25 protein-coding genes are annotated in these 26,853 nt (G+C 57.5%); 9 read left to right on the forward strand and 16 right to left on the reverse strand.

Annotation, left to right across the window (positions count from 1 at the left end):
• Positions 1-10 precede the first annotated feature (10 nt).
• The 3 genes from FFI95_RS09735 to FFI95_RS09745 all read right to left on the reverse strand — a co-directional run bounded on the left by FFI95_RS09735 (position 11) and on the right by FFI95_RS09745 (position 2,128).
• A complete protein-coding gene (locus tag FFI95_RS09735; protein ID WP_425463061.1) occupies positions 11-475 on the reverse strand; it encodes a L,D-transpeptidase family protein in 465 nt (154 codons plus the stop codon).
• 90 nt (positions 476-565) lie between these two features.
• Positions 566-1,243, reverse strand: coding sequence for a TetR/AcrR family transcriptional regulator (locus FFI95_RS09740; protein WP_144822208.1), 678 nt, complete (start codon positions 1,241-1,243; stop codon positions 566-568).
• Positions 1,244-1,303: 60 nt separating this feature from the next.
• Positions 1,304-2,128: a hypothetical protein gene (locus FFI95_RS09745; protein ID WP_144822209.1), complete on the reverse strand. Its 825-nt coding sequence runs from the start codon at positions 2,126-2,128 to the stop codon at positions 1,304-1,306.
• Positions 2,129-2,317: 189 nt separating this feature from the next.
• Here FFI95_RS09745 and FFI95_RS09750 point away from each other — a divergent pair, with 189 nt between their 5' ends.
• Complete coding sequence (locus FFI95_RS09750; RefSeq protein WP_144822210.1) at positions 2,318-2,941, forward strand: riboflavin synthase subunit alpha; 624 nt, start codon at positions 2,318-2,320, stop codon at positions 2,939-2,941.
• Between the two features lie 11 nt (positions 2,942-2,952).
• On the opposite strand, the gene FFI95_RS09755 is transcribed toward FFI95_RS09750, so the two are convergent.
• The 4 genes from FFI95_RS09755 to FFI95_RS09770 are packed head-to-tail and all read right to left on the reverse strand — an operon-like array spanning position 2,953 to position 10,777.
• Positions 2,953-4,104: a class I SAM-dependent methyltransferase gene (locus FFI95_RS09755; RefSeq protein ID WP_144822211.1), complete on the reverse strand. Its 1,152-nt coding sequence runs from the start codon at positions 4,102-4,104 to the stop codon at positions 2,953-2,955.
• Positions 4,105-4,108: 4 nt separating this feature from the next.
• Positions 4,109-5,155 (reverse strand): methyltransferase, encoded by a 1,047-nt coding sequence (locus tag FFI95_RS09760; RefSeq protein WP_144822212.1) that lies wholly within the window; start codon positions 5,153-5,155, stop codon positions 4,109-4,111.
• A gap of 14 nt (positions 5,156-5,169) precedes the next feature.
• The gene (gene can / locus FFI95_RS09765) at positions 5,170-5,850 is read right to left on the reverse strand and encodes a carbonate dehydratase (protein ID WP_144822213.1); all 681 of its coding nucleotides are present in this window, start codon (positions 5,848-5,850) and stop codon (positions 5,170-5,172) included.
• A 55-nt stretch (positions 5,851-5,905) separates the two neighbouring features.
• Positions 5,906-10,777: an NAD-glutamate dehydrogenase gene (locus FFI95_RS09770; protein WP_144822214.1), complete on the reverse strand. Its 4,872-nt coding sequence runs from the start codon at positions 10,775-10,777 to the stop codon at positions 5,906-5,908.
• 130 nt (positions 10,778-10,907) lie between these two features.
• On the opposite strand from FFI95_RS09770, the gene FFI95_RS09775 reads away from it, so the two are divergent.
• From FFI95_RS09775 to FFI95_RS09800, 6 genes are read left to right on the forward strand one after another with little or no spacing between them, the layout of a single operon-like run.
• Complete coding sequence (locus FFI95_RS09775) at positions 10,908-11,870, forward strand: AAA family ATPase (RefSeq protein ID WP_144822215.1); 963 nt, start codon at positions 10,908-10,910, stop codon at positions 11,868-11,870.
• A 10-nt stretch (positions 11,871-11,880) separates the two neighbouring features.
• Positions 11,881-12,813 carry a DUF58 domain-containing protein gene (locus FFI95_RS09780; protein ID WP_144822216.1) on the forward strand — a complete coding sequence of 311 codons (933 nt, stop codon included), beginning with the start codon at positions 11,881-11,883 and terminating at the stop codon, positions 12,811-12,813.
• Positions 12,810-13,280, forward strand: a complete 471-nt coding sequence (locus tag FFI95_RS09785; protein ID WP_144822217.1) for a DUF4381 domain-containing protein — start codon at positions 12,810-12,812, stop codon at positions 13,278-13,280. Before FFI95_RS09780 ends, FFI95_RS09785 begins: the two co-directional genes overlap by 4 nt.
• Complete coding sequence (locus tag FFI95_RS09790; protein ID WP_144822218.1) at positions 13,274-14,311, forward strand: vWA domain-containing protein; 1,038 nt, start codon at positions 13,274-13,276, stop codon at positions 14,309-14,311. The genes FFI95_RS09785 and FFI95_RS09790 overlap by 7 nt, the downstream gene beginning before the upstream one ends.
• Positions 14,304-16,103 carry a VWA domain-containing protein gene (locus FFI95_RS09795; protein ID WP_144822219.1) on the forward strand — a complete coding sequence of 600 codons (1,800 nt, stop codon included), beginning with the start codon at positions 14,304-14,306 and terminating at the stop codon, positions 16,101-16,103. Before FFI95_RS09790 ends, FFI95_RS09795 begins: the two co-directional genes overlap by 8 nt.
• Positions 16,097-17,848 (forward strand): BatD family protein, encoded by a 1,752-nt coding sequence (locus FFI95_RS09800; RefSeq protein ID WP_144822220.1) that lies wholly within the window; start codon positions 16,097-16,099, stop codon positions 17,846-17,848. Before FFI95_RS09795 ends, FFI95_RS09800 begins: the two co-directional genes overlap by 7 nt.
• A gap of 19 nt (positions 17,849-17,867) precedes the next feature.
• Here FFI95_RS09800 and ccmI read toward each other — a convergent pair whose 3' ends face one another.
• Genes ccmI through ccmA form a run of 9 tightly spaced genes read right to left on the reverse strand, consistent with a single transcriptional unit; the run spans position 17,868 to position 25,093 of the window.
• Positions 17,868-19,142, reverse strand: a complete 1,275-nt coding sequence (gene ccmI, locus FFI95_RS09805) for a c-type cytochrome biogenesis protein CcmI (protein ID WP_144822221.1) — start codon at positions 19,140-19,142, stop codon at positions 17,868-17,870.
• Positions 19,143-19,183: 41 nt separating this feature from the next.
• Positions 19,184-19,663, reverse strand: coding sequence for a cytochrome c-type biogenesis protein (locus FFI95_RS09810; protein WP_144822222.1), 480 nt, complete (start codon positions 19,661-19,663; stop codon positions 19,184-19,186).
• Entirely contained in the window at positions 19,663-20,199 is a 537-nt protein-coding gene (locus FFI95_RS09815; RefSeq protein ID WP_144822223.1) for a DsbE family thiol:disulfide interchange protein, read from the reverse strand. The genes FFI95_RS09810 and FFI95_RS09815 overlap by 1 nt, the downstream gene beginning before the upstream one ends.
• Complete coding sequence (locus tag FFI95_RS09820) at positions 20,196-22,208, reverse strand: heme lyase CcmF/NrfE family subunit (RefSeq protein ID WP_144822224.1); 2,013 nt, start codon at positions 22,206-22,208, stop codon at positions 20,196-20,198. Before FFI95_RS09820 ends, FFI95_RS09815 begins: the two co-directional genes overlap by 4 nt.
• A gap of 36 nt (positions 22,209-22,244) precedes the next feature.
• A complete protein-coding gene (gene ccmE, locus FFI95_RS09825; RefSeq protein WP_144822225.1) occupies positions 22,245-22,709 on the reverse strand; it encodes a cytochrome c maturation protein CcmE in 465 nt (154 codons plus the stop codon).
• Positions 22,710-22,720: 11 nt separating this feature from the next.
• A complete protein-coding gene (gene ccmD / locus FFI95_RS09830; RefSeq protein ID WP_144822226.1) occupies positions 22,721-22,957 on the reverse strand; it encodes a heme exporter protein CcmD in 237 nt (78 codons plus the stop codon).
• Between the two features lie 3 nt (positions 22,958-22,960).
• Positions 22,961-23,704 (reverse strand): heme ABC transporter permease CcmC, encoded by a 744-nt coding sequence (ccmC, locus tag FFI95_RS09835; protein WP_144822227.1) that lies wholly within the window; start codon positions 23,702-23,704, stop codon positions 22,961-22,963.
• 32 nt (positions 23,705-23,736) lie between these two features.
• Positions 23,737-24,462 (reverse strand): heme exporter protein CcmB, encoded by a 726-nt coding sequence (ccmB, locus tag FFI95_RS09840; RefSeq protein WP_144822228.1) that lies wholly within the window; start codon positions 24,460-24,462, stop codon positions 23,737-23,739.
• Entirely contained in the window at positions 24,452-25,093 is a 642-nt protein-coding gene (ccmA, locus tag FFI95_RS09845) for a cytochrome c biogenesis heme-transporting ATPase CcmA (protein ID WP_144822229.1), read from the reverse strand. The genes ccmB and ccmA overlap by 11 nt, the downstream gene beginning before the upstream one ends.
• A 124-nt stretch (positions 25,094-25,217) precedes the next feature.
• Between ccmA and fliK the strand changes: the two genes are divergently transcribed.
• Positions 25,218-26,576, forward strand: a complete 1,359-nt coding sequence (fliK, locus tag FFI95_RS09850) for a flagellar hook-length control protein FliK (RefSeq protein WP_144822230.1) — start codon at positions 25,218-25,220, stop codon at positions 26,574-26,576.
• Positions 26,573-26,851 (forward strand): EscU/YscU/HrcU family type III secretion system export apparatus switch protein, encoded by a 279-nt coding sequence (locus FFI95_RS09855; protein WP_144822231.1) that lies wholly within the window; start codon positions 26,573-26,575, stop codon positions 26,849-26,851. The genes fliK and FFI95_RS09855 overlap by 4 nt, the downstream gene beginning before the upstream one ends.
• The last annotated feature ends 2 nt before the right edge of the window (positions 26,852-26,853 follow it).

A 26,853-nucleotide genomic window follows, 5' to 3' on the forward strand; every position in this document is an offset into this window, starting at 1 on the left:
TAAACGGGGTTCAGCGAATGGTGACCGGCATACCGGTGCGGGCTGCGCCAAACAGCTCAATCACATCGTCATTGCGCATGCGAATACAGCCATGGGATCGCGCTTGCCCCATGGGCTCTGTATCTGGAGTGCCATGTATATAGATAAAACGACGGAAGGTATCTACATTTCCACCCCGGTTCTTACCAGGCTCCAGCCCGCAGAGCCAGAGAATGCGGCTGAGAATCCAGTCACGCCCCGGGTGACTGGCTGCAAGCTCCGGAGTGTAGATCTCTCCGGTAGGTCGACGGGCGCGAAACACGGTGTTGGCGGGCAAGCCGGCACCGACCATGGCGCGCAGATAATGCGCCCCCCTGGGAGTGCAACCACTGCCATTTTGCTCACCGGCGCCATTCAAACCCGTGGAAACGGGATAACCGGCGATACTCCGCCCTTTCTCATCAAGCAGGGTAAGGGTCTGGCTGTTCAGGCAGATATCAATGGAACTGGCATTAAGACTGTGCTGGCTCACAACATGTTCGACTCCCAATAGATTCAGGAGCAAGCCTAACCGAGCAGGGACAGCTCAGGCAACCGGACTATTGTCAGGAGCGGAAGGGATCTGAAACGTGTCAGGCGCCTGCATGCCTGCGGCCAGGAAAGGAACAAGGCGTGCCGCAATTTCCTGGACGGTGGTTTCAACCCCAAGTTTATTGCGCAGAATATCCTGCAGAGCCTCGCTGCTGGACATTGTGAAGGCCGTGGCGCCCAGCATAAACTGAATACGCCAGTAACGGTCTACGGCCGAGAGTTGCGGCGTGGCATCTTTTAACAAGCTCATAAACCGGCTAAACGGCTCGCTGTATTCCTGTTCCAGAAACTTTCGCAGATGCCCCTGTGACTGGGTATAGGCAAGCCCGAGCAGGCGCATAAAGATGGAGATTCCCCGCTCATTACGCTGGGGCATACGCACGGCACTTTCAGTCAATGCCCACAGGATCTGATTCAGGGTTGGGGGATCAACTTCACACCGGGCTTCAAGCTCATCAAATGCGTGCTGGAGAGTTGCGGAAAAAGGTGTTAAAAAGCGGGCAAAGACCGCGTGTATCAGCGCATTCTTGGACCCGAAATGATAGTTGACGGCAGCCAGATTGACCCTGGCCTTACTGGTAATCATACGCAGCGAGGTTTCTGAAAACCCACGTTCAGCAAACAGCTCTTCTGCAGCATCAAGAATCCGGTCAACTGTGTTCAACTGGGCCATTTTGTTTTCAGTGCCTCTGACAAACGTCTGTTTGAAACATACGTTTGAAGCACATTTATGTCAAGCTTTGCGCTCTGGTTCTGCCACGACCGTTTGCCATCCCTGGTCTATTGCTTCCTGATTACCTTCAAAGAAGGCCGCCTGTACACGGTCATAGGCTTTCTCAGCTTCAAGCAGGTAAATCAGGTATAACCTGATATGCTCCCGCCTGTATAAAGCAGAGGCCAATACCCCTTGCTCAGACAGTTGCAGAAAGTCACTGAACCGCGCGTGCCTCAATGCGGGGTTAAAATCTGCCATTCGGGCACATTGCCAGATCAGGCCCTCCTTACCTTCAAGGTGCTCCACGTGTTTTCTGGCATCACGCAGCATCCGTTGGCGTTTGAGAAGCAAATCCAGATACGAGGGTTCAGATGTGTAAACGCGCCGGATGGTCGGAATACCGAGCAGCACAATGATCACGAACGCGCCAAAGCCACCGCCCGCAATCCAGGCTGGCACAAAGCCCGTCAGACCGCTGAGAAATAAAGCGGCCGCTAACAGTGCACTGAAAAGCCACAGATCCCGGTTCCGGCGTGCTTTTGCAAGGCTGAAATTATCCGGCCAGTTGTTCATAGCCAGCAAATCGAAGTCCATTAGCACCACGCGATCACACTGGCGCAACATCAGTCTGAGCGCGCGCTGCCTGACTCTGGCCCGGGACAGCGCCGTGTCCTCCGTGTGCTCACTGTTTTCTTCCTGATCCTGCGCGGGTTCACTGGAATCCGGCTCAGGCACCACCTGCTCTTCAGGCACAGGGCCTGGATCAGCGGCACGACCAGGTCGCAACACGGCACCTTGAGGCGTTTCTGTTGACGCCTCTTTAACAACCTGATTCTCAGCCATAGTATGGGATCCACTGGGTTCAAGAGCGTTTGTCAGGCCAGGCCTGCTATTAAGGGTATCGACACTGGCGGCTATATCTTGAACACGCACATCTGTAAGTGTGCTCCTGTCTACAAACTTGGCAACAGCCATCCCGCCCGTTATCCTTCGCGTCTGTGCCGCTCTTTGCTTCTCCCATGAGGTCTGTTTATGTTCACAGGTATTGTTCAGGGTATTGCCGTTGTTGAAGATATTGCCGCTGTAACCGGATTAAGCACCTTCGCGATCCGCTTACCGGATAACACTGCCGAAGGCGTTACTATCGGTGCTTCTGTTGCGATTAACGGTACCTGCCTGACGGTCACCCGGCAGAGCGGCAACACCCTGTACTTCGATGCCATGCAGGAAACCCTTACGCTGACAACGCTCGGCGACCTCAAACCAGGGCAGGCTGTTAACTTTGAGCGGGCCGCACGGATTGGCGATGAAATTGGTGGTCACCTGCTCTCAGGGCACGTGCACACAACGGCAAGTGTGACGGAGATTCTGCGGCCGGAAAACAACGTCACTCTCTGGTTTGAAGTACCGGAGCCCTGGGTTCGCTATATTTTTCCAAAAGGCTTTATTGCCATTAATGGCGCCAGCCTGACCATTGGCGAAGTTGAAGGTAACCGGTTCAATGTCCACCTGATTCCCGAAACCCTGCGCGCCACCACGTTTGGTACCATCGAAGAAGGCATGAAGGTAAATATAGAAATCGATAGCCAGACTCAGACCATTGTGGACACCCTGGCCCGCCTGGGTTACGACCGCCCTGCCCCGGAAGGGTCATAAACCTCCGGGATTCAATGGCGCCAGGCTTCAAAAACCACAAACCTGGGGTTGGCGTCTAGCTGTCGAATATGCGGGAAAAAGCGCCGCAGGCTTTTATGGTAGCCCAGGTGCCGGTTTCCAACCATCAGCATACGCCCCCGTGCTGACAGGCTTCGGGATGCCTGTTCAAACAACCGCAGGGCGATATGATCCCCCACCACACCGCCCTCATGGAACGGAGGATTCAGCAGAATCAGGTCAAACGGCTCAAGATCACTGGCAACACCATCTGCATGCACAAACAGCGCCCTGGCACTGGGGAATGCGGCTGCCGTGTTATGGCGGGCGCTCAGCACCGCCTGGCTGGACACATCACTGAAGGTTATTTCAAGTTCCGGCTTTGCCATCAGGGCACTCAGGCCCAGAACACCGTTGCCACAGGCCAGATCCAGCACCCGGGCGTCGGGGCCGCACGCCTGAAGCGCAGCTTGCAGGTGCGGCAGCATCAGCCGGGTACCCTGGTCCAGTTTTTCCCGGGCGAACACGGCCGGCATTGCGATAACCCGAATGCCACTCCCATCCAGCTCGTATCCCTTCCAGACGCCCGACCAATCATCCAGTGTTGCATCACCGCGGCCGCAGGTTATCAGGCGTGCTTTCTTTAAGGCCCGACTTACGTTCCGGACGTCCACCGCGGCGTTGAACACATCCACACTTCGATCCGGCAGATGCTTGATCATGCCGGCCGCCAGTAACCTACCCCCAGGTGTGAGCGCATCGTTGATCCAGCGCAGCAGCCAGGCAAGATAATCAGCTTCGCGAGGAATACGCAGCAGAATCAGGTCATACTGGCCAGGCGGTGGCTGCCCCCAGCTGTACACGTGTCCGGGCGCTGACGAACCAGGATTCAGTTCCGCATTCAGCGTCAGTGCGGCGCGCAGTTGTGCACTATCGGCTACAACATCCGGACACCAGGCTGAGAGCCCAAGGGTTAGTGCCCCATACTGATCATCCACCACCAGAACCCGCGCATCAGGCACAGCGTCCAGGTGGGCGAAGGCTTCTTTCAACAGCAGCTCATCGGCGGCACTCCATGCGCGAAGACTCGCGTCGCTGGTGCCGGGCCGGCTCAGTGTCAGGCTGCCCGAAGAAAGCTCCAGCACCGCCGTTGTTACATTCGACATGACACTAATCCCGGAAAGCGCGGTAAACCGTAAACCGGCCATCGTCGCGAAGTCGCTCGACACGCCCGATAAACTGCTTTATCAGAGGCTCATATGGCAGGAAGCTGTTTGCCACCAGACGCAGCTCACCACCCGGCTGCAAATGCTGTCTGACGTCCCGAAGAAACTGCTCCGTCATGGAGGTGTCGGTTTTAACACCTGAATGAAAGGGAGGGTTGCTGATGATTGCAGGCCAATGGCCGTCAACGCTGGCGAGACCATCAGAGGCAAAGATGCTACCGGTAGCATTATTATACTCGTAGGTCTGCCTTGCACAGATAACAGCCTGTGACTGAACGTCCACTCCATCCACTGCCGGAACCGGGATTGATTCCGCTGCGTGCAAAGCCTGAACCCAGGCTCCGACAATGCCGGCTCCGCAGGCAAAATCAAGCACCCGGTCGCTACGTACCGGGTGTTCCGCCAGTGTTTCCAGCAGAACCCGTGTGCCTTTGTCCAGATCGCCCTGACTGAATATCCCGGGCAGTCCGGCAACTGTGATAGCAACCTCATTGCACTCCACCCGGTTCCAACTCAGCCAGTCCTGAACCCGGAAAGCAGGTCCCGGCGCAACTGCTTCTGCACACCAGACCTGGCAATGGCGGGCGCTATCGACCTTGGCGGCCTGTGGAAAAACCGCCTTAAGTTGCTTAACCGCGCCAGCGATGCCTTCTTTTTTCTCCCCTATCAGTAGCAGCTGGGCACCATCGGCTGCCAGTGAGTGCGCCAGGGCCAAACGCATGTCCAGCTCGGCCCGGGCTTTTGGTAAAAACACCACAACGGTATCGTACTGGCCTTGAGCCGGCGCTGTGTCGTCATAGCCAAAACAGGCCTGCCAGCTGTCATGACGCTCTAGCGCGTTAAACACGCCCAGGTGTTCACTCATCGCAAGACCCTTGCCGGAGAGTTCGCGCAGCAGATGCGAAGAGCCAACGCCCAGTAACGCCAGCCGGCCGGTTAGAAGACGCTGATTTCTAAGCAGCGCCTGGTGCGAGTTCGGTAAGTTCTGCATGGGAAGTAAACCGCTTAAATTACGTTTTGACGACCCGAGCGCACCGGGCGCAGAGCCAGCTCATCCAGACTGTTTTGCCGGACCTGCTCCCAGCACCCGGCACCGGAAACCGACAACCCCATATCCCGGAGAATACCGTCTGCCACATCGTAAACGAAGCCGTGCACGTTAAGTCGCTGACCTCGTTTCCAGGCTTCCTGAACAATCGTGTTCTGACACACATGCCCTACCTGCTCAATCACATTGAGCTCGCACAAGCGGTCTATCTGGTCAAGCTCCGTCGTACTGGCATCCATCAGCGACTGATGGCGGTCACGCACATCCTGTACGTGCCTGAGCCAGTTACTGATCAACCCGGCCCCCTCATTACGCAAGGCTGCCTTCACTCCACCACAGCCATAATGCCCTACGACAAGAATGTGCTTTACCTTCAGCACTTCTATAGCAAATTGCAGTACAGAGAGGCAGTTAAAGTCAGTATGGACCACCACATTCGCGACGTTCCGGTGCACAAAAAGCTCGCCCGGCATCAGGTCAACGATCTGGTTGGCAGGCACCCGGCTATCAGCGCAGCCAATCCACAGATATTCCGGTGCCTGCTGATTCGACAGGCTCTGGAAAAAACCCGGATTCTCGGCCTTGATGCTTTCAGCCCAGGCCCGGTTCTTTTCCAGCAGGTGGTCCAGTTGACCCATTAAACAGCTCCTGTTCTCGATTTCTGATTAGTTGAGACCGGCTCTCTGATGCCGGTCAGTCATCGCTCCGGGACTGGTGCAGCGTTGCCTGCGCCAGATCCAGAAGCTCACGCAAAGCAACGGAGAACATGGCGTACTCAGGCTCTCTGACCCCTTTGATCTCAAGAAGCATACTGTTCCAGCGCTCCACCAGAGGCTCATACCGCTCCAGCCAGCTGTCGACACAGTCAGATACCTCTTCCGGCTTGCCTGCGAGGTTGAGCACCCCCGTCGTCAGAGCCCGTTGCTGCCAGTCGAGGTCTTCACGGAAACTCTCCCGTGCCAGAGACTGCCAATGGGAGCCAGGCGTAAGCCTCAGAATCGCGCCGGAGAACCAGTTCAGATCCAGCCGGTCACCCAGTTCGTAATAAAGGTTGGCGACCGTCTTCAATGGCATACCGGTGTCTTCCTGAGCCTCAATGATACCCAGCGACGAGTACAAATAGCCGGCGCCGGCTAACACAGACGCCAGCTCTGTTGGCAGGCCAGCGTCAACCAGATCTTCCTGGCGCTGTTCCCAGTCTGCAAGCGCCTGCTCTCCCAGATATTCCGGCAGACTCGACATGATGGCCTGCACACCATCGGCAAAGCGCTCCTTGTGACTCCCGATGCTCAGCTCGGCGCGGCGGTTACGTAACAACCAGCGTACAGAGCGGCGCATCAGTCGCATCAGCTCCTGCATAAGATCCAGCTGCAGCTGTGCGGGCACCTGATAGTCCAGGGCCTCAATCTTGTTCCACCAGCGGTCGATGCTGAACAGATCCCGGGTAATAAGCCATGCCAGTGCGATGGTTGCGGCATCTGCGCCGGTGGAGTGCTTAACCCGCTCAAGAAAGGTAATGCCCATATGGTTAACCATGTCGTTGGCAACCTGTGTGGCTATAATCTCCCGCCGTAACTGGTGCGCTTCCAGCTCCTCGGGGAAGGATTCTGTCAGATCTTTGGGGAAAATCTTGTACATCTCACCGGCCAGCACAGGGTTGTCCGGCAGACTGCTGTCTATGAGTGTTTTCTTCAGATCGCCTTTCACATAGGCGAGCAGAATCGACAGCTCTGGCCGGGTCAGACCCTTACCCTGAACCTTGCGCTCGGACAGGGCTTCATCGTCTGGCAAAAACTCCAGTTCCCGGTTCAGTTTACCCTCGTTTTCAAAGGTATTAATCAGCCGGCGATACTCTTCAAGACGCGGAACCGCCTCTTCGCTGGCAATACTGATAGCCTGGGTCTGGCGATAGTTATTCTTCAGGACCAGTGCCGCCACATCATCGGTCATGTCTTCCAGCATGACGTTGCGCTGTTTCTGGGTAAGATCTCCCATGGCCACGGCGCGGTTGAGCAGAATCTTCATGTTAACTTCGTGGTCCGAACAGTCGACACCGCCGGAGTTATCAATGAAGTCCGCATTCAGCCGGCCACCTGCCAGAGCGTAGTTGATCCGGCCCTGCTGGGTCATCCCCAGGTTGCCACCCTCGCCCACGATTCTGCAGCGCAGCTCGGAGCCATTAACCCGGACACTGTCGTTGGCCTTGTCCCCGACATCACTGTGGGATTCGCTACTGCCTTTTATGTAGGTTCCGATCCCGCCTACCCAAAGCAGATCAACCCGGGCTTTCAGAATATGCCCGATCAGCTCACTGGGAGTCACCTGGTCGGAATCGATATCCAGCAGTTCTTTCATTTCCGGGCTGACGTTGATCGTCTTTGCATGACGACTGAACACGCCACCGCCTTTGGAGATCAGTGAGGAGTCATAGTCTGTCCAGGCCGAGCGGGGCCCCTGAAACAGCCGCTTGCGCTCTTCGTAGCTGCTGGCGGCATCCGGCGCCGGATCCACAAAAATGTGTATATGGTTAAAGGCTGCCACCAGGCGGGTCTTATCCGAGTTCAGCATGCCGTTTCCGAACACGTCCCCGCCCATATCGCCGATACCGACCGCGGTGAATTCGTCGTTGGCCGGGTTAATCCCCAGCTCCCGGAAGTGACGTTCAACCGAAACCCAGGCGCCCCTTGCGGTAATACCCATCTTCTTGTGGTCGTAACCGTTGCTGCCTCCAGAGGCAAACGCATCGCCCATCCAGAAGTCATAGTCAGCCGCCAGGCCATTGGCTATATCAGAGAATGTGGCTGTCCCCTTATCCGCTGCCACAACCATGTAATGGTCATCTGAGTCATGGCGCACCACCCGCTCCGGAGGCTGAATCTCTGCATCCACCAGGTTGTCTGTGATATCAAGCAGGCCGCAAATGAACGTTTTATAGGCGGCAACCCCTTCCGCCTGAAAGGCCTCACGATCGGACGCATCCGGCAACTGCTTGGCGACAAAGCCTCCTTTTGCGCCCTCTGGCACAATCACCGCATTCTTGACTTGCTGCGCCTTGACCAGACCCAGAACTTCGGTGCGGTAATCCTCGTAGCGATCTGACCAGCGCAACCCACCCCGGGCCACCTTGCCACCCCGCAGATGAACGCCTTCTACACGGGGTGAATACACAAAGATTTCATAAGCGGGCAACGGCAGTGGCAGACCCGGTATACCGGAAGGATCAAACTTTACACTGATATAAGGTTTCGGCGCTTCCGCCTCGTCAAGCTGATAATAGTTGGTGCGCAATGTTGCCCGGATCAGATCCAGATACAGGCGCAGAACCCTGTCCTCACTGCCATTCTCTACCCCTTCCAGAGCTGTAGCGAGGTCGGCTTCCAGTTGCTCCTGAGTCTCCTGGTACTGACGTTCATTACTGTAAAGATCAGGATCGAACCTGGCCTCGAAGTACTGCAGCAAAAGCCGGGTGATCTCTACATGATTGATCAGGGTGCTGGAAATGAACTCCTGGCTGTTGGAAAAGCTCATCTGGCGCATGTATCTGGCATACATGCGCAGCAACGCAATTTCCTGCCATCCCATGTACGAAGAAACAAGCAGCCGGTTGAAGGCGTCATTTTCAGCCTCACCCCACCAGACCCGTTGGAACAACTCCTCAAAAATAGGACGGATGCGATGAATATCCACGGCATCGCCAGCTTCTGTATAAAGCGTGAAATCGTGAATCCAGACGGTGTTCTTATGACGGTCCGTTACTTCAAACGGATGCTCCCCCAGCACCCGGAACCCGAGATTGTCGAAAACCGGCATTATGTCTGAGAGCGGCAGCGGTTGCTCCGAATGGAACAGTTTGAAATGAAGTGTACTTTCATCTTCTTCCTGCGCCCGGTAAAAGCTCATCGTCAGACCCTTCTGGGTCGACGCTTCCGAAATACGCTCCAGATCAACCGCCGCCCGGCGCGGCGTGAACATTTCTGTGTAGCTGGCCGGGAAGCCAGCCGCCCACTGCCGGTCCAGCTCATTGCCCTTCTCTTCGCCGTAGGTTTCATACAGAGCCTCGGTCAGCCCTGTACGCCAGGACTGGGCAATTTCTACAACCCGCTCCCGGATTTCCGCAACCGGCAGTTCGCGGTTTTCAACACGGGGGACACGAACGGTGAACTGTACCCGCGCCAGCACAGACTCTGACAAGTGGGTTACAAACTCGATGCCCTCAGCCTCCAGCTGTTCAAGCAGCACCTGCTCTACCTTCTGACGAAGCTCGGTGTTGTAGATATCCCTGGGGAAGAACGCAAGGCAGGTGACAAACTGGGCGTAAACGTCTTCGCGCATGAACAGCCCGATGCGACGCCGCTCCTGCACGTAGAGGATGTTTTTTGCCACTTCAAGAAGCTCATCCTCGGCAATCTCGAACAGCTCGTCCCGGGGGTACAACGTCAGGATCTGTTCCAGCTCCTTGCCGGCGTAGTCTGCCCGCAGAAACCCGGAGCGCTCCATCACATAATCAAACTTTCGCTTGACCAGAGGAATCTCATCCGGCCGCTCGTTATAGGCACGGGAGGCATACAGGCCGAGAAAGCGGCGCTCCCCGACCACCTCGCCCTTTTCGTTGAATTTCTTCACTGCAATATAATCGGGATACGCCGGGCGATGCACTCTTGAGCGCTGGGCAGACTTGGCAAAGATAAAGATATCATCGGCCCGGGTCATCTCATGACGTGTGCGCTGGGGCAGCTCATCCAGCTGAACCCGGCCTGGCCGCTCATTATTGATCCGCAGGATACCCAGCTCAGACCCCTCAACACGGTGCACTTCCGTGCCCGACTTGCCCTTCACAAAATCGTATTCATCGTACCCGAGGAAGGTGAAGTGATCCCGCAACAACCAGTCCAGAAAAGCCTGTGCTTCATCCTTTTGCTCGCTGCTGATCCCGGTAACAGGGCTATCCAGCTGTTTAACGATGTGCCGGACTCTGTCGGTGATCACCGGATAGTCTGAAACCGCGGTACGCACCTCATGCAGGACGCTCTGCAGGATGTCTTCCAGGTTTTCCAGCTCCTCCGGATTGCTGTGCCTGTCAATTTCCATCACGATGAACGCTTCATAGGCAGACGCTGTTCCATCACCATGGCAAGGCAGCAGTTTTTCCAGGTTGCCGGCGTTATCCCGTTCCGCTTGCAGGATGGAATGCTGTACAGAGTGCGTATCTATATCCTGCTGGATAACCGCAATACGCAGAGAATCAATCAGAAACGGTATGTTCGGATGCAGAATAAAGGCGATGGTATGCGTGGATTGCCATCCATCGCTTTCCAGATCCGGATTAAACACTGCAACCGGGGATTCCTCGGCATCGCGCCGCTGCAGAAACTGCCAGGCTGCCAGTACCAGACCATAGGTGTCTGACATGCGACGGCTCAGAAGCTCTTCCAGAGGTGAATGCGCATAGTGCTGCCGTACAAATTCGCTGATTTTCCGGGCCTCATCCGGATCCATTCTGCTGGCAAACTCTTCAGCCAGAATTTCAAAAAAATGTTCCTTACTGGAGACTGTCAGCGCGTTCATGGGCAACCTCAGTTAATGTGAAGTAAACGTAATCAGGGTATTGTCACAATAGCATAGTCAAGCCCTTGATTTTTGCTGGCCTGACACCAAAACTGCGGCAACTACCTAGTTACAAGAGTCATTATTCCAAATGTCGTTACAGAGTTCTTTTGGTGAACTGAGAACCCGGTTGGCCCAACGGATAATCGGTCAGGAAAAGCTGGTTGACCGCCTCCTTATTACACTCCTTGCCGATGGCCACCTGCTGGTTGAAGGTGCGCCCGGACTGGCCAAAACCACGGCCATAAAAGCATTGTCAGACCACCTGTCGGGTGATTTTCACCGTATCCAGTTCACTCCGGATCTGCTGCCTTCAGATGTTACCGGCAGCGAAATTTACCGGGCTGAAACCGGTTTATTCGAATTTCAGCGCGGGCCGATTTTTCACAACCTGGTGCTGGCAGATGAAATCAACCGGGCACCGGCAAAAGTACAGTCAGCCCTGCTTGAGGCCATGGGCGAGCGCCAGGTGAGCGTGGGCATGCGCACCTTCCCGCTCGATCCCCTGTTCATGGTGATGGCCACCCAGAACCCCATTGAGCAGGAGGGTACTTACCCGCTGCCGGAAGCTCAACTGGACCGTTTCCTGATGCACGTGGTCATCGACTACCCATCGGCACAGGCGGAGCAGGCCATTCTTCACCTGGCCAGAAATGATTACCGCCAGGGCCCGCCAGCCGCTGACGTTCGTCTGACGGCCGACCAGGTTTTCGACGCCCGGGCTGAGGCGGCAGACATCTACATGGCTGAGCCGGTGGAACAATACCTTCTGGCTCTGGTACTGGCAACTCGGGACCCGGGCACTCTCGACCCGGAGCTGGCACGCTGGGTGGCCTTTGGTGCCAGCCCCCGTGGCACCATTGCCCTTGACCGCTGCGCCCGTGCTATTGCCTGGCTGGAAGGCCGGGATTATGTAACGCCAGACGATGCCCGTGCCGTTGCCTTCGATGTGCTCCGGCACAGAATCCTGCTGACGTTTGAGGCCGAAGCGGAAGGTGTCACCGCCGATACCGTCATACAACGCCTGATTGATCGTGTGCCCGTGAGTGCCTGAGGCGCCGGCTATGGATGTAACCGCCAGTAACGCTATAACCCGCATCAACCTGCAGGAACTCATTCGCCTGCAGGCGGATGCCCGGGCACTGAAACTGCCCTCCGCACGTCCGGCGCGCGCCCGGCAGTCCGGATTACGACACTCGGCCCAGCGCGGTCGTGGTATGGCATTTGCGGAGGTTCGCCGGTACCAGCCAGGAGATGACATCCGCAGCATCGACTGGCGTGTAACCGCCAGACGCCAGGCGCCCCACACCAAGCTTTACGAGGAAGAAAGAGAGCGTCCGGTACTGTTGCTATGCGACCTGGGGCCCACTCTGTTCTTTGCCAGCACAGGCGCTTTTAAACAGGTACGCTGCGCCCAGCTTGCCGCTATCCTTGCATGGCTCGCGCTGGCGGGAGGCGACCAGGTGGGCGGCATTGTATTTAATGGCAGCACGCTGAGCGTTCAGCGCCCGGCGCGCCGCAAGAAATCCGTTCTCCGACTGCTGGACACCCTTGCCTCTCAGCAGCGCACGTCTCTGGACAATACCGCCACCGACACAACGCTGGACTCCGCCCTTGGGGAAGCGCGCCGGGTTGCCCACACCGGCAGTCAGATATTTGTTATCAGCGACTTTCTGAATATTACAGACAACACCCCCGGCTTGCTCGGCGCTCTGGCGCGCCATAACAGCGTGAACGCACTGCGGGTAGTGGATCCGCTGGAACAAGAGCTGCCACACAGCGGCCGGTTTGCAGTCGCCGGTCCCGAAGGCCCTGTCTGGTTTGATGCGTCCAGTCACAGCTTTCAAAAGGCCTGGGCGGAGAAAATCAACCGTCATGAAGCCAGACTGGCGGATTACTTCCGTTTATCCGGCGTACAGGCCACCACAGTGTCAACCCGGGACACACCCGCCAACAGTCTGAAATTGATACTCGGGCCCGGAGGGCGGATCGGATGATGCCTGACGATCCTCTCAGTCAACTGCGGGATATCCACCTGCCAGAGACCGGCGGCTTCTGGCCGCCCGCTCCTGGCTGGTGGATACTTGCCGCTATACTCCTGATCATAATTCTGCTGCTGGCATGGCTGGCGTATCGCCAGCGGCGGAAGAATCGCTGGCTGCGGCTGGCCAGAGCCGAGTTGGCGACGCTTGAGCGCACGGCATCGCAGGACCCACACTGGTTCAAGCAACTGAACGAACTGCTCAAGCGCACCGCCCGGGCGCGTTATCCGAACGAGCACCCTGAGGCCCGCACCGGCGAAGAATGGGTAACGTTTCTGTTGCGGCATTTACCGGAGGACAGCAACAGCCAGAGACCTGTTGCAGACGCTCTGGTTACCAGCACCTGGCAACCCAAACCCGCAGCCGACACCGCACAGGCCCTGGCGTTTGCACGTGCCTGGCTGGAGGCGCAGAAATGCTGAGCCTGACCTATCCCTGGTTGCTGCTACTGATTCCGGTGCCACTGGTTTTACAGTGGAAAAAACCGGCTGCGCACGCCGTCGATGCCCCGGTTCTGCCCGTTGGTCACTGGCTTTCAGATCTGCCCGGTGTCACCCGCCAGGGCAACACCGTGCCACGCTGGCAGACAGTGCTGCTGTTTCTGGCCTGGGCCTTACTGGTACTGGCGCTGACACGCCCCCAGTATGTGGGTGAACAGGTGCAGATGCCGGTTACCGGGCGCGATCTTATGCTCGTAGTGGATATTTCACCCAGTATGCAGGAGCAGGACATGGTCCTGCAGGGCCGCAGCATCAATCGTTTACAGGCCGTCAAACAGGTGCTGAATGATTTCATTGCCCACCGGGAAGGTGACAGGCTGGGCCTCATACTGTTTGGCACCGAACCTTATGTGCAGGCACCCCTGACCTTTGACCTTGCCACTCTGGAAACCCTGCTTCAGGAGTCCGGCATTGGCATGGCCGGGCGCGCAACCGCAATTGGTGATGCGGTGGGTCTTGCCACAAAACGCCTGCGCAATCGTCCCCAACAGCAACGGGTGGTCGTGCTGCTGACAGACGGAGCCAACACCGCCGGCAATATCTCCCCGGACAAAGCCACGGAAATTGCTACTGCGGCAGGGGTTCGCCTTTACACCGTCGGCATTGGCGCCGACTCCATGATTCAGCGGGGCCTGCTTGGCTCACGCCGGGTAAACCCGTCCCGGGACCTGGATGAGGATTTGCTGACACGCATGGCCCAACAATCCGGTGGTGAATATTTTCGCGCCCGCAGTCTTCCCGAACTGGAACAGATCTACGAGACCATCAACCAGCTTGAACCCATAGAGCTGGAGGGTAAATTCTACCGTCCCGTAACCGACCTGTTTTTCTGGCCGGCAGGCATGGCTGTGCTTGTATGGCTTGGCGTTTTCCTGTTCCGACACAGTTCTGGTAACCCCGGCAAACGGGCACAAGCCCGGCAACAATCCGACAGGAGCGTGAACCATGGCTGACTTTCACTTCCTGCGGCCCCTGTGGTTGCTGCTATTACTGGCTGTGCCCCTGCTTTACCTGGCATTGAAGCACAAAAGCTCCGGCGACAGCGGCTGGAGCCGGCTCATTCCCCAAACCTTCCTGGCACCGGTAACCCGCCGCTTCGGCGGCGCCGGACAAAAAACCGGCGCCCGACTGGGGCCGGCCCTCAGCGCCGTGGTTATTCTTTCCCTGGCCCTTGCCGGCCCGGCCTGGCGTGAAGCCCCGACACCTCTGAAAAAACCCGGTGACAGCCTGGTGATTGCACTCGATCTGTCTTTATCCATGCTGGCTACCGATGTGGAGCCAGACCGCCTGACCCGGGCAAAACGTAAAATCCGCGACATTCTTGCGGTTCGTGAAGGCAGCCTCACCGGGCTTGTGGTGTATTCCGGCGATGCGCATGTTGTCACGCCCCTGACCGATGACAGCAACACCCTGACCGGAATGCTCGACGTGCTGGATCCTGCCATTATGCCGGCTCAGGGTAACCGTGCCGACCTGGCCGTCAGCAGGGCCCGCACACTCCTGGAACAGGGAGCACCGGGGCAGGGGCGAATTCTGCTGCTGGCCGATGATGTATCGGATCGCTACCAGGAGGCTATTCATACCTCTCTGTCCGGCACCGGCATTTCCCTCAGCACCCTTGCCGTCGGCACCCGGGACGGCGGCCCTATTCCCCTGCCCCGGCGTGGCTTTATCCGCGATAACGACACGATTGTGATCACCCGGGCCAGACCGGACACGCTGGCAGAAGTTGCCCGTAATAACGGCGGTAGCAGCCATGAGATGACGCTGGATGACAGCGATATTGCGGCCCTGAATCTGAACCCCGGGAACTCTGACGAATGGCAGGACACAGACAGCGAGCTCACCATCAACCGCTGGAAAGATGATGGCTACTGGTTACTCTGGCTGGCAGCGCCACTGCTCCTTCTGGGCTGGCGCCGGGGCGCCCTCACCACACTGGCCCTCACACTGCTTCCGGCTGTGCCTCAACCAGCTGCGGCTATGGACTGGGATAGTCTGTGGCTTCGGGAAGACCAGAGGGCGGCAGAACTGATCCGCAAAGACCCGGACGCAGCTGCCGACCGGCTTGAAATACCCGAGTGGCGAGGGTCCGCACTGTACAAAGCCGGGCGCTATGACGAAGCCGCCAGAATACTGTCAGGCTCCGACACCCCATTGGCGGCTTACAATCGTGGCAATGCGCTGGCAAAAGCAGGAAAGCTGGAGGAAGCCATCGAGGCTTACAATCAGGCACTGGAAAGCAACCCGGATCTGGAGGATGCCCGGATCAACCGGAAAATTGTGGAAGATCTGCTGGAACAACAGGAGCAGAGCAACGATCAAAATCAGGATTCGGACCAGAGCCAGAGCCAGAGCCAGAGCCAGAGCCAGAGCCAGAGCCAGAGCCAGAGCCAGAGCCAGGATCAGGACACATCCCAAAAGCCGGATCAAGGGTCAGAAACACCCGACAGTGGAGAGCATGGTGATTCGACACAAGACCAGAACGCCGGGCAGGCGCCGGATTCCGGTCAGGAACAGGACGCCACTCAGGAACAAAAGCCGTCAGAGCCAGAGACATCAGAAGAAACCTCCGGGGAGGACAGCGGAGCAAACGCTCAGGGCATGGAAACACCGCTGACCCAGAGCCAGGAGCAGTCCTTGCGCCGGGTGCCGGATAACCCCGGCGGACTGCTACAGAGAAAATTCCTGCAGCAGTATCAGGAGCGCCAGACACCAGCAGATGAGGGGGATACACCATGGTAAAACGGCTCATCATTCCAGTACTCTGGCTGATGGTATCAATGCTGGGCTGGCAGTCGGTCCACGCCGGAGAACTTACGGCCGAGGCTGATAAGACGCAACTGTACGAAGGCGACGTGCTGACTCTCACGGTCACCGGCAGCACCGGGGTGGATATCAGCCTGAGTAATCTGTTCGACTTTGATATATCCAGCCTGCCCTCACCGGACATTGAGCAGGTGCAGCCCGACTTTGAGATACTGGCCCGCAACCAGCGTTACAACATCCGTACAGTCAACGGCGACATGGTGGCGGAAGTCACCTGGACCTATCAGCTTGCCCCCAGGTCTACCGGGGAACTGACCATTCCCGCTCTGAGTTTTCAGGACGCCCGCTCCCAGCCGCTCACTGTCAGCGTCATGGAGGGCACTCCGCCCGGAAATACCGGCAGCAGCCGGGACAGTTTTATTGAACTGACAGCCGATAAAGCAGAGGTTTATGTTCAGGAGCAACTGATACTGACCGTCAGGCTATTCTTCCAGGGCAACCTGATACGGGGCGAGCTGTCTGAGCCGCAACATCCGGATGCCGTCATTGAACCCCTGGGGAAACAGCGAGAGTTCACGCGGAATCGGGACGGTGTACGTTACCGGGTTGTAGAGCGGCGCTATGCCGTGTACCCACAAAAGCCCCGACCATTGAACCTGCCTGCCATCCGTTTTGAAGGCCAGGCCAGAAACGCGGACGGCTCCCTGAAATTCCTGCGAGACAGTGCCACCCTGTTTGAGGTGCCGGTCAAGGACATTCCGGCGGAGTTCAGCGGCTCAACCTGGTTACCCACCACCGGCCTGTCCCTGGCGGAAACAGGCATTCCCGACAACCTCGACCTGCAAGCCGGCCACAGCCTGACCCGCACCCTGAGTCTGCAGGCCAGCGGGCTGCCGGCGGAGACACTACCGCCCTTGCCGGAGGCTGTCCCTGACGGCCTGCGCATATACCCTGAGCAACCCAAACGGGACACCAGTATCGGCCCTGACGGTATTACCTCAACCCTGACGCACACGCGGGCTCTGGTTCCGGTAGAGCCGGGTGAGCTGACACTTCCCGCCATTCGCATTCCCTGGTGGGATACCGAATCTGACAGCGAAAAAGTCGCCGTAATTCCCGCAAAAACCCTCACAGTTGCGCCCGCCGAGGGAGTTGAAACACCTGCTGAAACCGCGGAAGACAGCAAAACCCCGCCACCGGAAATTGTCCGTCCGGAAGCATCAACGCAGACACAGAAAGCAAGCGACAACCGCACCTGGCAATGGATCAGCCTCGCCCTGGCAGGTGCGTGGGCGCTGACCCTGCTTGCCTGGTGGCGCACAGGCAGAAAGGGTACAGAAGCTCCAGCTGACGCAGTTGCCACAGAAAGCCAGAATGAACACAAGGCATTTGACCAGTTGCTGACAGCTGCAGGCAACGGCAAGGCCGCGACACCCGGGCTCTTTGTCACATGGGCCTGCCTGCGCTGGCCTGGTCACAACTTCCGCGCGGCTACAGAGGTTTTCCGGGCGCTCCCCGAGCCAGCCCTGGAGGCCGAACTCGACAAGCTGCAGGCACACTTGTTTGGCCGCACCCACTCGGGCAGCGCACAGAAGCGTGAACAATGGAATGGGAAACGTCTGGTCAGTGCACTGAAAACGTTTCGGGGTAAAGAGGATAATCCCCGCACCCGGGAGGGTTTGCCACCGCTCTACCCCGACAAACTTTCAGTGACGGGGTAAAGCGGTGCTGAGCATCGGATCAGCCACCGGTCAGCTGCTGGTCAATCACCACGGCAACCGGTGCGCCTGCTTCTTCCGAGACGGGTACCGGCGTATCCGTACTGCCCTGCCAGTCGCCTGGCTGGGCATTGATGTTACCGGAACGCGTCAGACGGGCCGTTACAACCACTTCATCCGCGCTGGAAATAACCGCCTGGGGTGACATGGCATGACGATTATCCAGACGCATCTCAACCGGCAGAGCCCCGGCTGTCAGCCTGACAACGGCCAGGGGCGGGCCGCTCTGGGTGTTAGCGGCACGGGCAAACAGGAACAGGGTTGTATCTTCCGGAATATCCTCGCTGAAAGCATCATCAAGTGTTACCCGAACCGTAACACCTTCTGCATTAGCGTCCGGGGCCGGGGAAGCCGGTTCCGGCGGCTGCTCACCAAGACGGGAATAGGCCTCTTTAATGCCCCCCTGTATCGATGTCAGTTGCGGATGATCCGGTGCCACCTCCTGAATACGCTCCCAGTATTCGATGGCTTTGCGATAGTTCTCCTGGCTGAAGGCGTGAATGCCCAATAGCCCGAGAGAATTCACCTCGTCCGGGTTCAGGGCCCTGGCATCCTCTATGGCCTGGGTGACCGCACGGGTCATGGCGCCCTGGTTCTGGAAAAACAATGCTTGCGCTGACAAGCCCAGAGCCACGGCCCGCGACTGGTCGTCAGACTCAACACTGTCAGCCAGTTTGCGGAAGGCCCAGGCTGCATCCTCGTGGCGCTCGAGGCGCATATAGGTCTGGCCCAGCATCGCCCAGCCGTCGGGGTTGTCGGGGCTGGCCTCCAGCCTTGAACGCAGTTGCTCGGTCAGCTTGTTCATCTGAGCCACTCTGGCCTCATCTGAATCGCCCAGTTCCTGCATGGTCGCCAAAGCCTCCACACCGTCCAGGGCGCCCCACTCATCGTACAGATACACCGCAGCGGCTGGTACAACCAGTACAGATATCAGGGCGACGGCCATTGCGGCTTTACGCCCCGGGACTTTCTTTTCGGGGGTATGGTCTTCCGGCACATCATCGAGCATGGCACCGGCAAGTTCGTCATACAGTTGCTGATAGGCTTCATCATCGATAGTGCCCAACTGACGCTCTCGCTCCAGTTCGGCCATGCGTGTGCGGTAAGCCATCAGGTTCTGGTTTCTCAGGTCTGTCTGTTTTACAGCTTCACGCCGATGAAAAAATAACGGATAAAGTACAAACGCCAGGGCAAGAATGATCAATACCGTTGCGGCAATCCAGAAAGATTGGGTCATGAAAATCTCGTTACAGGTTCAGGAATGTATAGATGTGCAAATCAGGCGTTGTCGTTGCGTTCCCGCTCGGCCAGTATCCTGTCAATCCGGGCCTGCTCTTCGGCGCTCAGAGCCTCCGTTGAATTACCGGAGCGGCGGGAGCGGAGCACAATACCCGCCACCACAATCAGGCCGCCGAACACGGCAATGACAGGGGTTGCCCAGAGAATAAAGGTACGCTTATCCAGGTCCGGTTTGTATTTCACAAACTCCCCGAAACGGTTCACCAGTGAGTTGACAATTTCATCATTGCTGGCGCCGTCCTGCATCATCTGATAAACCGCACCCCTCATGTCCTTGGAAATCGGCGAGTTCGAGTCCGCAATGTTCTGGTTCTGACATTTCGGGCAGCGCAGCTCCGAAATCAGATCCTGATAACGCCGCTCCTCAGTGCGGGTTTCAAAATCGTAAACATCTGAAACCTCCGCAAATGCCATGCCCGATGCCACCATAGCCAGAACAAAGCACACAATACGCAACATCAGCTGCTCTCCTGCGCGTCATTAATCACGGGTAACAACACCTGTTCCCATACCTCTTTGTTAACCACGCCAACGTGGCGGTAGCGAACCACTCCCGAGGCGTCGATCACAAAGGTTTCCGGCGCGCCGTACACACCCAGATCAAAACCCAGCGTGCCTTTCGGGTCGTAGATCACCGTTTGGTACGGATCGCCGAGCTGGTTCAGCCACTTTAATGCATCGTCCCGGTTATCCTTGTAGTTCAGTCCTATAATGGCAACATTCTTGTCCCGGGCCAGCCACATCAGGTCATCGTGCTCATCACGACAGGCAGGGCACCAGGTACCCCAGACGTTCAGCAGTGTGATTTCCTTCCGGAAGAGACTCTCGTTCCGCACAGTATCCGGGGACTGAAGGTCCTTGAGCTCAAATTCCGGTACCGGCTTCCCGACCAGCGCAGAGTCGAGTTTTGTGGGGTCTTTTCCGATGCCTGCATAGAGGAAATACCCCACAGTGACCGCCACCAGCAAAGGCAGGAACAGCAGGAACCTCTTCATGATGCAGCTCCTGTCGCAGGCTGGGCGTCTGTTTTGCCTGTGGCGGCGCCTGCCGAGGAAGTGCTGCGACTGGTTTTAGGGTCGCGTATCCGGTATCGGCGGTCGGATACGGCCAGGAAACCACCGACGGCCATGAATACGGCCCCGAGCCAGAGCCAGCGAATCAGTGGCTTGTACTGAAGCCGGATAGCCCAGGCGTCATCGGAAATGCGCTCACCTACGGCAACAAAAATGTCCCGGAACAGACCCGCATCTATATCCGCTTCTGTCATTACGCTCATTCCCACTGCGTACTGACGCTTCTCCGGATGCAGCTCGGCAACAAACTTGCCTTCATGGCTCACTTCAAAGGTCCCGTACTGGGCCGTGAAGTTCTGTCCGCGACGTTCACCGATACCGACGAAGCGGAACTGATAATCCTCTACCTGTGCTGTATCTCCGGGCACCATACGCACATCGCGCTCGATACCATAGTTGGAGACAACCGTAGCACCCGCCATGGTGATAGCCACACCGAGGTGGCCCAGCACCATGCCATAGTAACTGCGGGACTGACGCTTAAGGCCATGCACCCGCCCCTTTCTGGAGCCGGACTTGTCCCAAAGATCCCAGAAAGTTGTCATCGCAATCCAGCACGCCGTAAACAGGCCCAGGAATGCCCAGGGCTTGAAGCCACCATAGGCTACGATGGCGGCTGTGCTGATCAGCATGCTCACAGCCAAAGGCCACAGAATCTTGCGCCCCAGCCAACCGGCATCGGTTTTCTTCCAGCGGGAGAAGGTGCCCACACCCAACAGCAGCCCGGCCGCTATCGCAAGGGGGCTAAACGTAAGGTTGAAGAACGGCTCGCCGATGGAAATCTTGCCCAGCTGGAAAAAGTCGAGAATCAGCGGGTACAGGGTTCCCACAGCAACCAGCAGCGTTGCCGAAACCAGCAATACGTTATTCAGTAGCAGGAATATTTCCCGGGACAGCGACCCGTAACGGGAACGCACGTGCACCACAGGTGCGCGGAAGGCATAGAGCATAAGGCTGCCCAGTACGGTAAGCGCCAGCAACACCAGGAGGAAGGTGCCCCGGTCCGGGTCGGACGCAAACGCATGCACCGATGTCAGTACACCGGAGCGCACCAGGAAGGTACCCAGCAGGCTGAGGGCAAACGTGATGATGGCCAGCAGCACCGTCCAGCTTTTGAAAACACCGCGCTTTTCAGTCACAGCCAGCGAATGCATCAGAGCCGTGCCCGAGAGCCAGGGCAACAGGGAAGCGTTCTCGACCGGATCCCAGAACCACCAGCCGCCCCAGCCAAGCTCGTAATAAGCCCACCAGCTTCCCAGAGCAATGCCACCGGAGAGAAACGCCCAGGCGACGGTTGTCCAGGGCCGTGACCACCTGGCCCAGGCTGCATCCAGCCGCCCATTGATGAGCGCCGCGATGGCAAAGGCAAACGCCACGGCAAAACCGACATACCCCATATAGAGCATAGGGGGATGAACAATCAGGCCGAAGTCCTGCAGCAGCGGGTTCAGATCGGCGCCATCAGCGGGCACATTGGGCAGCAGGCGGTCGAACGGGTTGGATGTCACTACAATAAACAGCATGAAGCCAACGCTGATCATGCCAAGAACGGACAGAACCTGGGAAATCATCACCGAGGGCAGACGGCGACTGAAAATAGCGACAGCCATGGTCCAGCCAGTCAGCATCAGTATCCACAACAGCAGCGACCCTTCGTGGCCCCCCCACACAGCACTGAACTTATAGTACCAGGGCAACATGCTGTTGCTGTTGTTGGCCACATATGCCACGGAAAAATCATCCGTCATAAACGCGTGGGTCAGCACCGCAAATGCCAGTGCTACAAACACAAACATTCCGGTGGTCAGAGGCCGCGCAAACGCCTGAAGACTTTCCCGGCCAGTGAGCGAGCCGGCAAGAGGCACAACCGTCAGAAGTACTGCCAGCAACAGCGCGAGTATAAGTGCAAGCTGTCCAAGTTCGGGATACATCAAAACTCTCCTGGGATCAGGCTGGTTGTCGGGTGTTTAGTAGGTTGCAGTCTCGGCCGCAGCTTCAGTCTGTGCTTTCGATGCCTTCTCCAGAGCACCGGAAACCTCCGGAGGCATATAGTTCTCATCGTGCTTGGCCAGAACCTGATCCGCGACGAAGCGACCATCGGTGCCCAGCCTGCCCATGGCAACAATACCCTGCCCTTCCGCAAACAGGTCCGGCAGAATACCCATATACTCAACCGGCACTGACGCACTGTAGTCGGTTACCTTGAACTCGACCTTCAGGCTGTCCGGGTCCCTGATTACACTGCCCTCTTCCACCATGCCGCCCGCACGGATGCGCGCATCCGTTGGTGCCTCGCCGGCAGCAATCTGGCTCGGATCGTAAAACAGGTTGATATTCTGTCGCAGCGCATAGGTTGTCAGCGCCACAGCAACGGAAAGTCCCGCCAGCAAAAACAGAACAATGGTCAGCCGCTTCTTACGGATAGGGTGCATTTACATACCTGTCAGTCTTGAGGAATATTTACACGTGTGAATGTTGCGGAGGGCGTTGGTGACGCCACCCTGCTCTTGTCTGCCTGGGTTTCATACCCACGGCGACAGGAGGCAATAATCGCGTTCCTGCTTCGCACCGAGCCGGCCATCAGGGCCACCATAGCGACGAAAAAAACGCCATAACAGGCCCAGACGTAGGGGCCGTGGCCATCCATTGCGATAAAGGCAGAGAAGGAGTCAAATGCCATGGATCAGACCTTTCCAGTCGTTACAAATGTTTTCACCCAGCGGGTGCGCCTTTCCCGGACAAGAATTTCAGCCTGCATGCGTACGCAGGCCAGCCAGCCAAAAATCAGATACAGCCCCAGTACAGACAAGAGCAGAGGTACCCACATTTCCGCTGGCATGGACGGTTTTTCGGTCAGTTTGAATGTCGCGGGCTGATGCAGTGTATTCCACCACTCAACAGAGTATTTGATAATGGGGATATTCACTACCCCCACCAGCACCAGAACGGCAACCGCACGGGCAGCGGATTTTTCATCGTTAATCGCCCGGTCCAGGGCAATCACGCCTCCATACAGAAACAGCAGAATCAGCATGGACGTCAGCCTTGCATCCCAGATCCACCAGGTGCCCCAGGTTGGCTTACCCCAGACAGCCCCGGTAAACAGTGCCAGGAACGTCAGCACCAACCCGACCGGCGCAACGGCTTTTACGAACACATCAGCCAGCTTCATTCGCCAGACCAGGGTGACCACCGCCGCGCAGGCCATCATGATGTAGACCGACTGGGCCATGAACGCCGAGGGTACATGAATAAATATGATCCGGTAGCTATTACCCTGCAGGTAGTCCTCAGGCGCAAACGCCAGGCCCCAGATAATACCGGCCATTAACAGCAGCAGGCCCCCTGCCAGCAACCAGGGCATGAACCGGGCCGCTATCCCGAAAAACCACTTGGGAGAACCCAGTTTGTGAAAAATACGCCACATCAGATGGTTACCGCCCTAACATTCATCCAGTTTTACCCGTTTGACAGACTGATACGTAAAGCCGCCGCTGCTGCAAACGGTGCCAATGTCGCCGCCAGAACCAGAAATGCCCCCATCAGCGCCAGATAGGCCCCGACCGGCGCCCCCTCTGCTGCGGCCGCAACAGTGCCGGTGCCAAAAATCAGCACCGGAATGTACAGCGGAATGATCAGCAATGACAAGAGCACGCCTGCCGACCGCAATCCCAGGGTTAACGCAGCACCGATTGCGCCGATAAAACTCAGAACCGGCGTACCAATCAGCAACGTTAGACATAAAACAGCAATAGAGTTCCCGTCGAGATGCACCATGACACCAAGAATGGGTGTCAGCAGCACCAGAGGCAGCCCGGTCAGCATCCAGTGCGCCATGGTTTTTGCAAGAATCAGCAAAAACAGCGGCTGCGGCTGAAGTACAAGCTGCTCAAGTGTTCCGTCATCAAAGTCGTGGCGGAACAGATGGTCAAGCGACAGCAATACAGAGAGCAACGCCGCCACCCAGAGTATACCGGCGCCCGCTTCCTGCAAAAATGAAACTTCGGGGCTGACACCCAGCGGGAACAGGGTAACAACCATAATAAAAAACAACAGCGGGTTCAGCAGATCCTGGCGCTGCCTGAAAGCCACTTTCATATCCCGCGCAAAAACACCTTTCATCGCCGCCAGTGCCCCCACGCTGCTTCTGACCAGGCGCACCGTCGGACGGGTTTCAGCGTTCATCGCTCGCCTCCCCCGCACCCAGTGTCAGCCTGTGCATGTCAGGCAAAGCCAGGTCATGATGGGTTGTCACCATAACAGCCCCGCCCTCAGCTGCCCGCTGTTGCAACAGCGCCTCAAGGGCTTTCACACCCTCGGCATCAATAGCGGTAAAGACTTCGTCCAGCAACCACAGGGGTTCATCGGCAATCAGCAGCCGCGCCAGTGCTACCCGGCGCTGCTGACCGGCCGAGAGATTGCGACAGGGTACATCTTCAAAGCCTGCCAGCCCGGTGCCCTGCAATGCCTGTCGCAGAACAGCGTCCGGCGATGGCCGACGCCCGGCCATCAGGGCCCGCAGGTTTTCCAGTGGCGTCAGCAAAGGCTTGATGCCCGGGCGATGCCCCAGATACAGCATGTTGCGCAGAAACTCTTCCCGTTGGCTCGCGATCGGAGCACCGCACCACCTCAACTCGCCGGCCCAGGCATCGTTCAAACCCGCCAGCATTCTCAACAGGGTTGTTTTTCCTGAGCCGTTCGGGCCCTCGACACGAGTCACCGTACCGGGCAATATGGAGAAAGATAACTGGCGAAAAAGTGTTCGCGTGTCACGCTCACAGTGCAGATTGACAGCCTGTAGTAACGGCTCGGACATCAGGGCCCCGTATTCAGGACGATGCACAATATGCATCGGGTGTATTCACAACAAGAGTTGCCGGCGCGCGACATTATAACGAAAGCGTTCACAGATTACTCTTGTCCGGCATCAAATCAGCGCGATGAAACTACCGAACAACCAACCCCCTCCTACACCTCAGGCATCGGTTGCCCCAAGGCCCGCTCCCACCGGTACGTCCGGCCAGGAAACCACGGCTTTATCCGCCCGGCAACAACTGGATCAGATTCCGCTGGCGAACCGGGAAACGCTGTTGGCCCGGGTGGCTGAGGTCACTAATCGCCAGGGTCAGAATAGCTCTGAGCTGCTCCTGGATATCCGTGGCCGGGCTATTCAGGTAAACGCTGACATAGGCTCTACAAAGCTCAGCCCCGGGGATTGGGTAAAGCTGATGCGTTCAGGCAATGAACTGCAACTGATGGGTAAACTGGCAGACACGCCGCACACAGCCATCAGCAATGCCCTTGCCCAGCGCATGCCCTGGCAACAGAGCCTGGACAGTGGCCTGGCCAGGTTGATTACCGCCCTGAACCAGGGCACGGCTGCTGAGCTTGCGCCCGGCCAGCTTCCTGGCTCCCGCAGCCTGCAACCGTTACCGGCGGCAGCCCGTCAGGCTCTCGAATCACTTCTGTCACGACTCCCCGTCAGCAACAACCTGACTCCAGGTGCCGGCTCGCAAAATACATCAGTACAACAAGTACGACAATGGATTGCGGAAAGCGGGCTGTTTGCAGAATCCCGGCTGTCGCAATCCCCCTCACCTGCATTGCCCGATCTGAAGCTGGCTATTGGCCGCATCCTGACCAGCCTGCTGGCAGAACAGGGAGGCGACCCGACATCCGCCTTTAATCGCCTGACGCCACTGGCCAGCCCTGAGCTTGTGCAAGCGCCTTTACAGTTTCCCCGGAGCACAACTTCCGCAACACCCTCGGCGAACGCAGACCCGGCCTCTACAGGCCAGACACTCAGGTTATTGGCAGGCATGCTGAACCGGATCACTGTGAACCAGCTGCACAGCCAGATACTCTCAGCCAGAGCCGGAGGCGAAGGCCCTGCTCCGTCCTCTACTATGCTCCTGGATCTTCCCTGGGTGACCCCCCAGAATGAACCGGGAATTGCACAATTACGCATTGAGCAACACACAAAGCATGAAGAAGGCTCGGCATCAAAAAAGAACAAGGCACAGGCTGCAACCGCCAGCGAATGGCGCCTGAACCTTGCTATTGACCTGGAGCTGGCAGGGGCACTGAACTTCGAGGTTTCTTTGCGCCATCAGGAAGTAAGCGCCCGGGTCTGGGCTGAAAAGCAGGAAACACTAAAAAAGGTCAACGAAGAGCTGCCGCTTCTACGGCGTAGCCTTAGCGAACTGGGCCTGGAGGTGACCAACCTTGAATCCCGGCGGGGCAGCCCGTCTGCCCCGATCACTAAACTGGAACACAGACTGGTAGACACGCGCGCATGAACAAACCGAGTACCGATCAGCCCTCCAACGCGGTGGCCCTGAAATACGACGGCGAAAAAGCCCCTACGATTGCTGCAACCGGCACCTATGAACTGGCGGATGAAATCATCCGGATAGCCCGGGAACACAATGTGCCGCTGTACGAAAATGCTGAACTGGCCGGCATTCTTGCGCGCTTATCCCTGAATGAGGAAATACCGGAAAACCTCTATCGGGTGATTGCAGAAATTCTTGCATTCGCCTTTCATATACGGGGCCGGACGCCTACGCCCTGACT

This window comes from Marinobacter piscis, assembly GCF_007671655.1.
In the GTDB taxonomy this organism is placed as follows: Bacteria; Pseudomonadota; Gammaproteobacteria; order Pseudomonadales; family Oleiphilaceae; genus Marinobacter; species Marinobacter piscensis.

What these genes read in the sequence shown, in the direction of transcription:
- FFI95_RS09740 (WP_144822208.1), bottom strand. Translation starts at nt 1,243, where the DNA reads ATGGCCCAGTTGAACACAGTTGACCGGATTCTTGATGCTGCAGAAGAG.
- FFI95_RS09745 (WP_144822209.1), bottom strand. Translation starts at nt 2,128, where the DNA reads ATGGCTGAGAATCAGGTTGTTAAAGAGGCGTCAACAGAAACGCCTCAA.
- FFI95_RS09750 (WP_144822210.1), top strand. Translation starts at nt 2,318, where the DNA reads ATGTTCACAGGTATTGTTCAGGGTATTGCCGTTGTTGAAGATATTGCC.
- FFI95_RS09755 (WP_144822211.1), bottom strand. Translation starts at nt 4,104, where the DNA reads ATGTCGAATGTAACAACGGCGGTGCTGGAGCTTTCTTCGGGCAGCCTG.
- FFI95_RS09760 (WP_144822212.1), bottom strand. Translation starts at nt 5,155, where the DNA reads ATGCAGAACTTACCGAACTCGCACCAGGCGCTGCTTAGAAATCAGCGT.
- can (WP_144822213.1), bottom strand. Translation starts at nt 5,850, where the DNA reads ATGGGTCAACTGGACCACCTGCTGGAAAAGAACCGGGCCTGGGCTGAA.
- FFI95_RS09770 (WP_144822214.1), bottom strand. Translation starts at nt 10,777, where the DNA reads ATGAACGCGCTGACAGTCTCCAGTAAGGAACATTTTTTTGAAATTCTG.
- FFI95_RS09775 (WP_144822215.1), top strand. Translation starts at nt 10,908, where the DNA reads ATGTCGTTACAGAGTTCTTTTGGTGAACTGAGAACCCGGTTGGCCCAA.
- FFI95_RS09780 (WP_144822216.1), top strand. Translation starts at nt 11,881, where the DNA reads ATGGATGTAACCGCCAGTAACGCTATAACCCGCATCAACCTGCAGGAA.
- FFI95_RS09785 (WP_144822217.1), top strand. Translation starts at nt 12,810, where the DNA reads ATGATGCCTGACGATCCTCTCAGTCAACTGCGGGATATCCACCTGCCA.
- FFI95_RS09790 (WP_144822218.1), top strand. Translation starts at nt 13,274, where the DNA reads ATGCTGAGCCTGACCTATCCCTGGTTGCTGCTACTGATTCCGGTGCCA.
- FFI95_RS09795 (WP_144822219.1), top strand. Translation starts at nt 14,304, where the DNA reads ATGGCTGACTTTCACTTCCTGCGGCCCCTGTGGTTGCTGCTATTACTG.
- FFI95_RS09800 (WP_144822220.1), top strand. Translation starts at nt 16,097, where the DNA reads ATGGTAAAACGGCTCATCATTCCAGTACTCTGGCTGATGGTATCAATG.
- ccmI (WP_144822221.1), bottom strand. Translation starts at nt 19,142, where the DNA reads ATGACCCAATCTTTCTGGATTGCCGCAACGGTATTGATCATTCTTGCC.
- FFI95_RS09810 (WP_144822222.1), bottom strand. Translation starts at nt 19,663, where the DNA reads ATGTTGCGTATTGTGTGCTTTGTTCTGGCTATGGTGGCATCGGGCATG.
- FFI95_RS09815 (WP_144822223.1), bottom strand. Translation starts at nt 20,199, where the DNA reads ATGAAGAGGTTCCTGCTGTTCCTGCCTTTGCTGGTGGCGGTCACTGTG.
- FFI95_RS09820 (WP_144822224.1), bottom strand. Translation starts at nt 22,208, where the DNA reads ATGTATCCCGAACTTGGACAGCTTGCACTTATACTCGCGCTGTTGCTG.
- ccmE (WP_144822225.1), bottom strand. Translation starts at nt 22,709, where the DNA reads ATGCACCCTATCCGTAAGAAGCGGCTGACCATTGTTCTGTTTTTGCTG.
- ccmD (WP_144822226.1), bottom strand. Translation starts at nt 22,957, where the DNA reads ATGGCATTTGACTCCTTCTCTGCCTTTATCGCAATGGATGGCCACGGC.
- ccmC (WP_144822227.1), bottom strand. Translation starts at nt 23,704, where the DNA reads ATGTGGCGTATTTTTCACAAACTGGGTTCTCCCAAGTGGTTTTTCGGG.
- ccmB (WP_144822228.1), bottom strand. Translation starts at nt 24,462, where the DNA reads ATGAACGCTGAAACCCGTCCGACGGTGCGCCTGGTCAGAAGCAGCGTG.
- ccmA (WP_144822229.1), bottom strand. Translation starts at nt 25,093, where the DNA reads ATGTCCGAGCCGTTACTACAGGCTGTCAATCTGCACTGTGAGCGTGAC.
- fliK (WP_144822230.1), top strand. Translation starts at nt 25,218, where the DNA reads ATGAAACTACCGAACAACCAACCCCCTCCTACACCTCAGGCATCGGTT.
- FFI95_RS09855 (WP_144822231.1), top strand. Translation starts at nt 26,573, where the DNA reads ATGAACAAACCGAGTACCGATCAGCCCTCCAACGCGGTGGCCCTGAAA.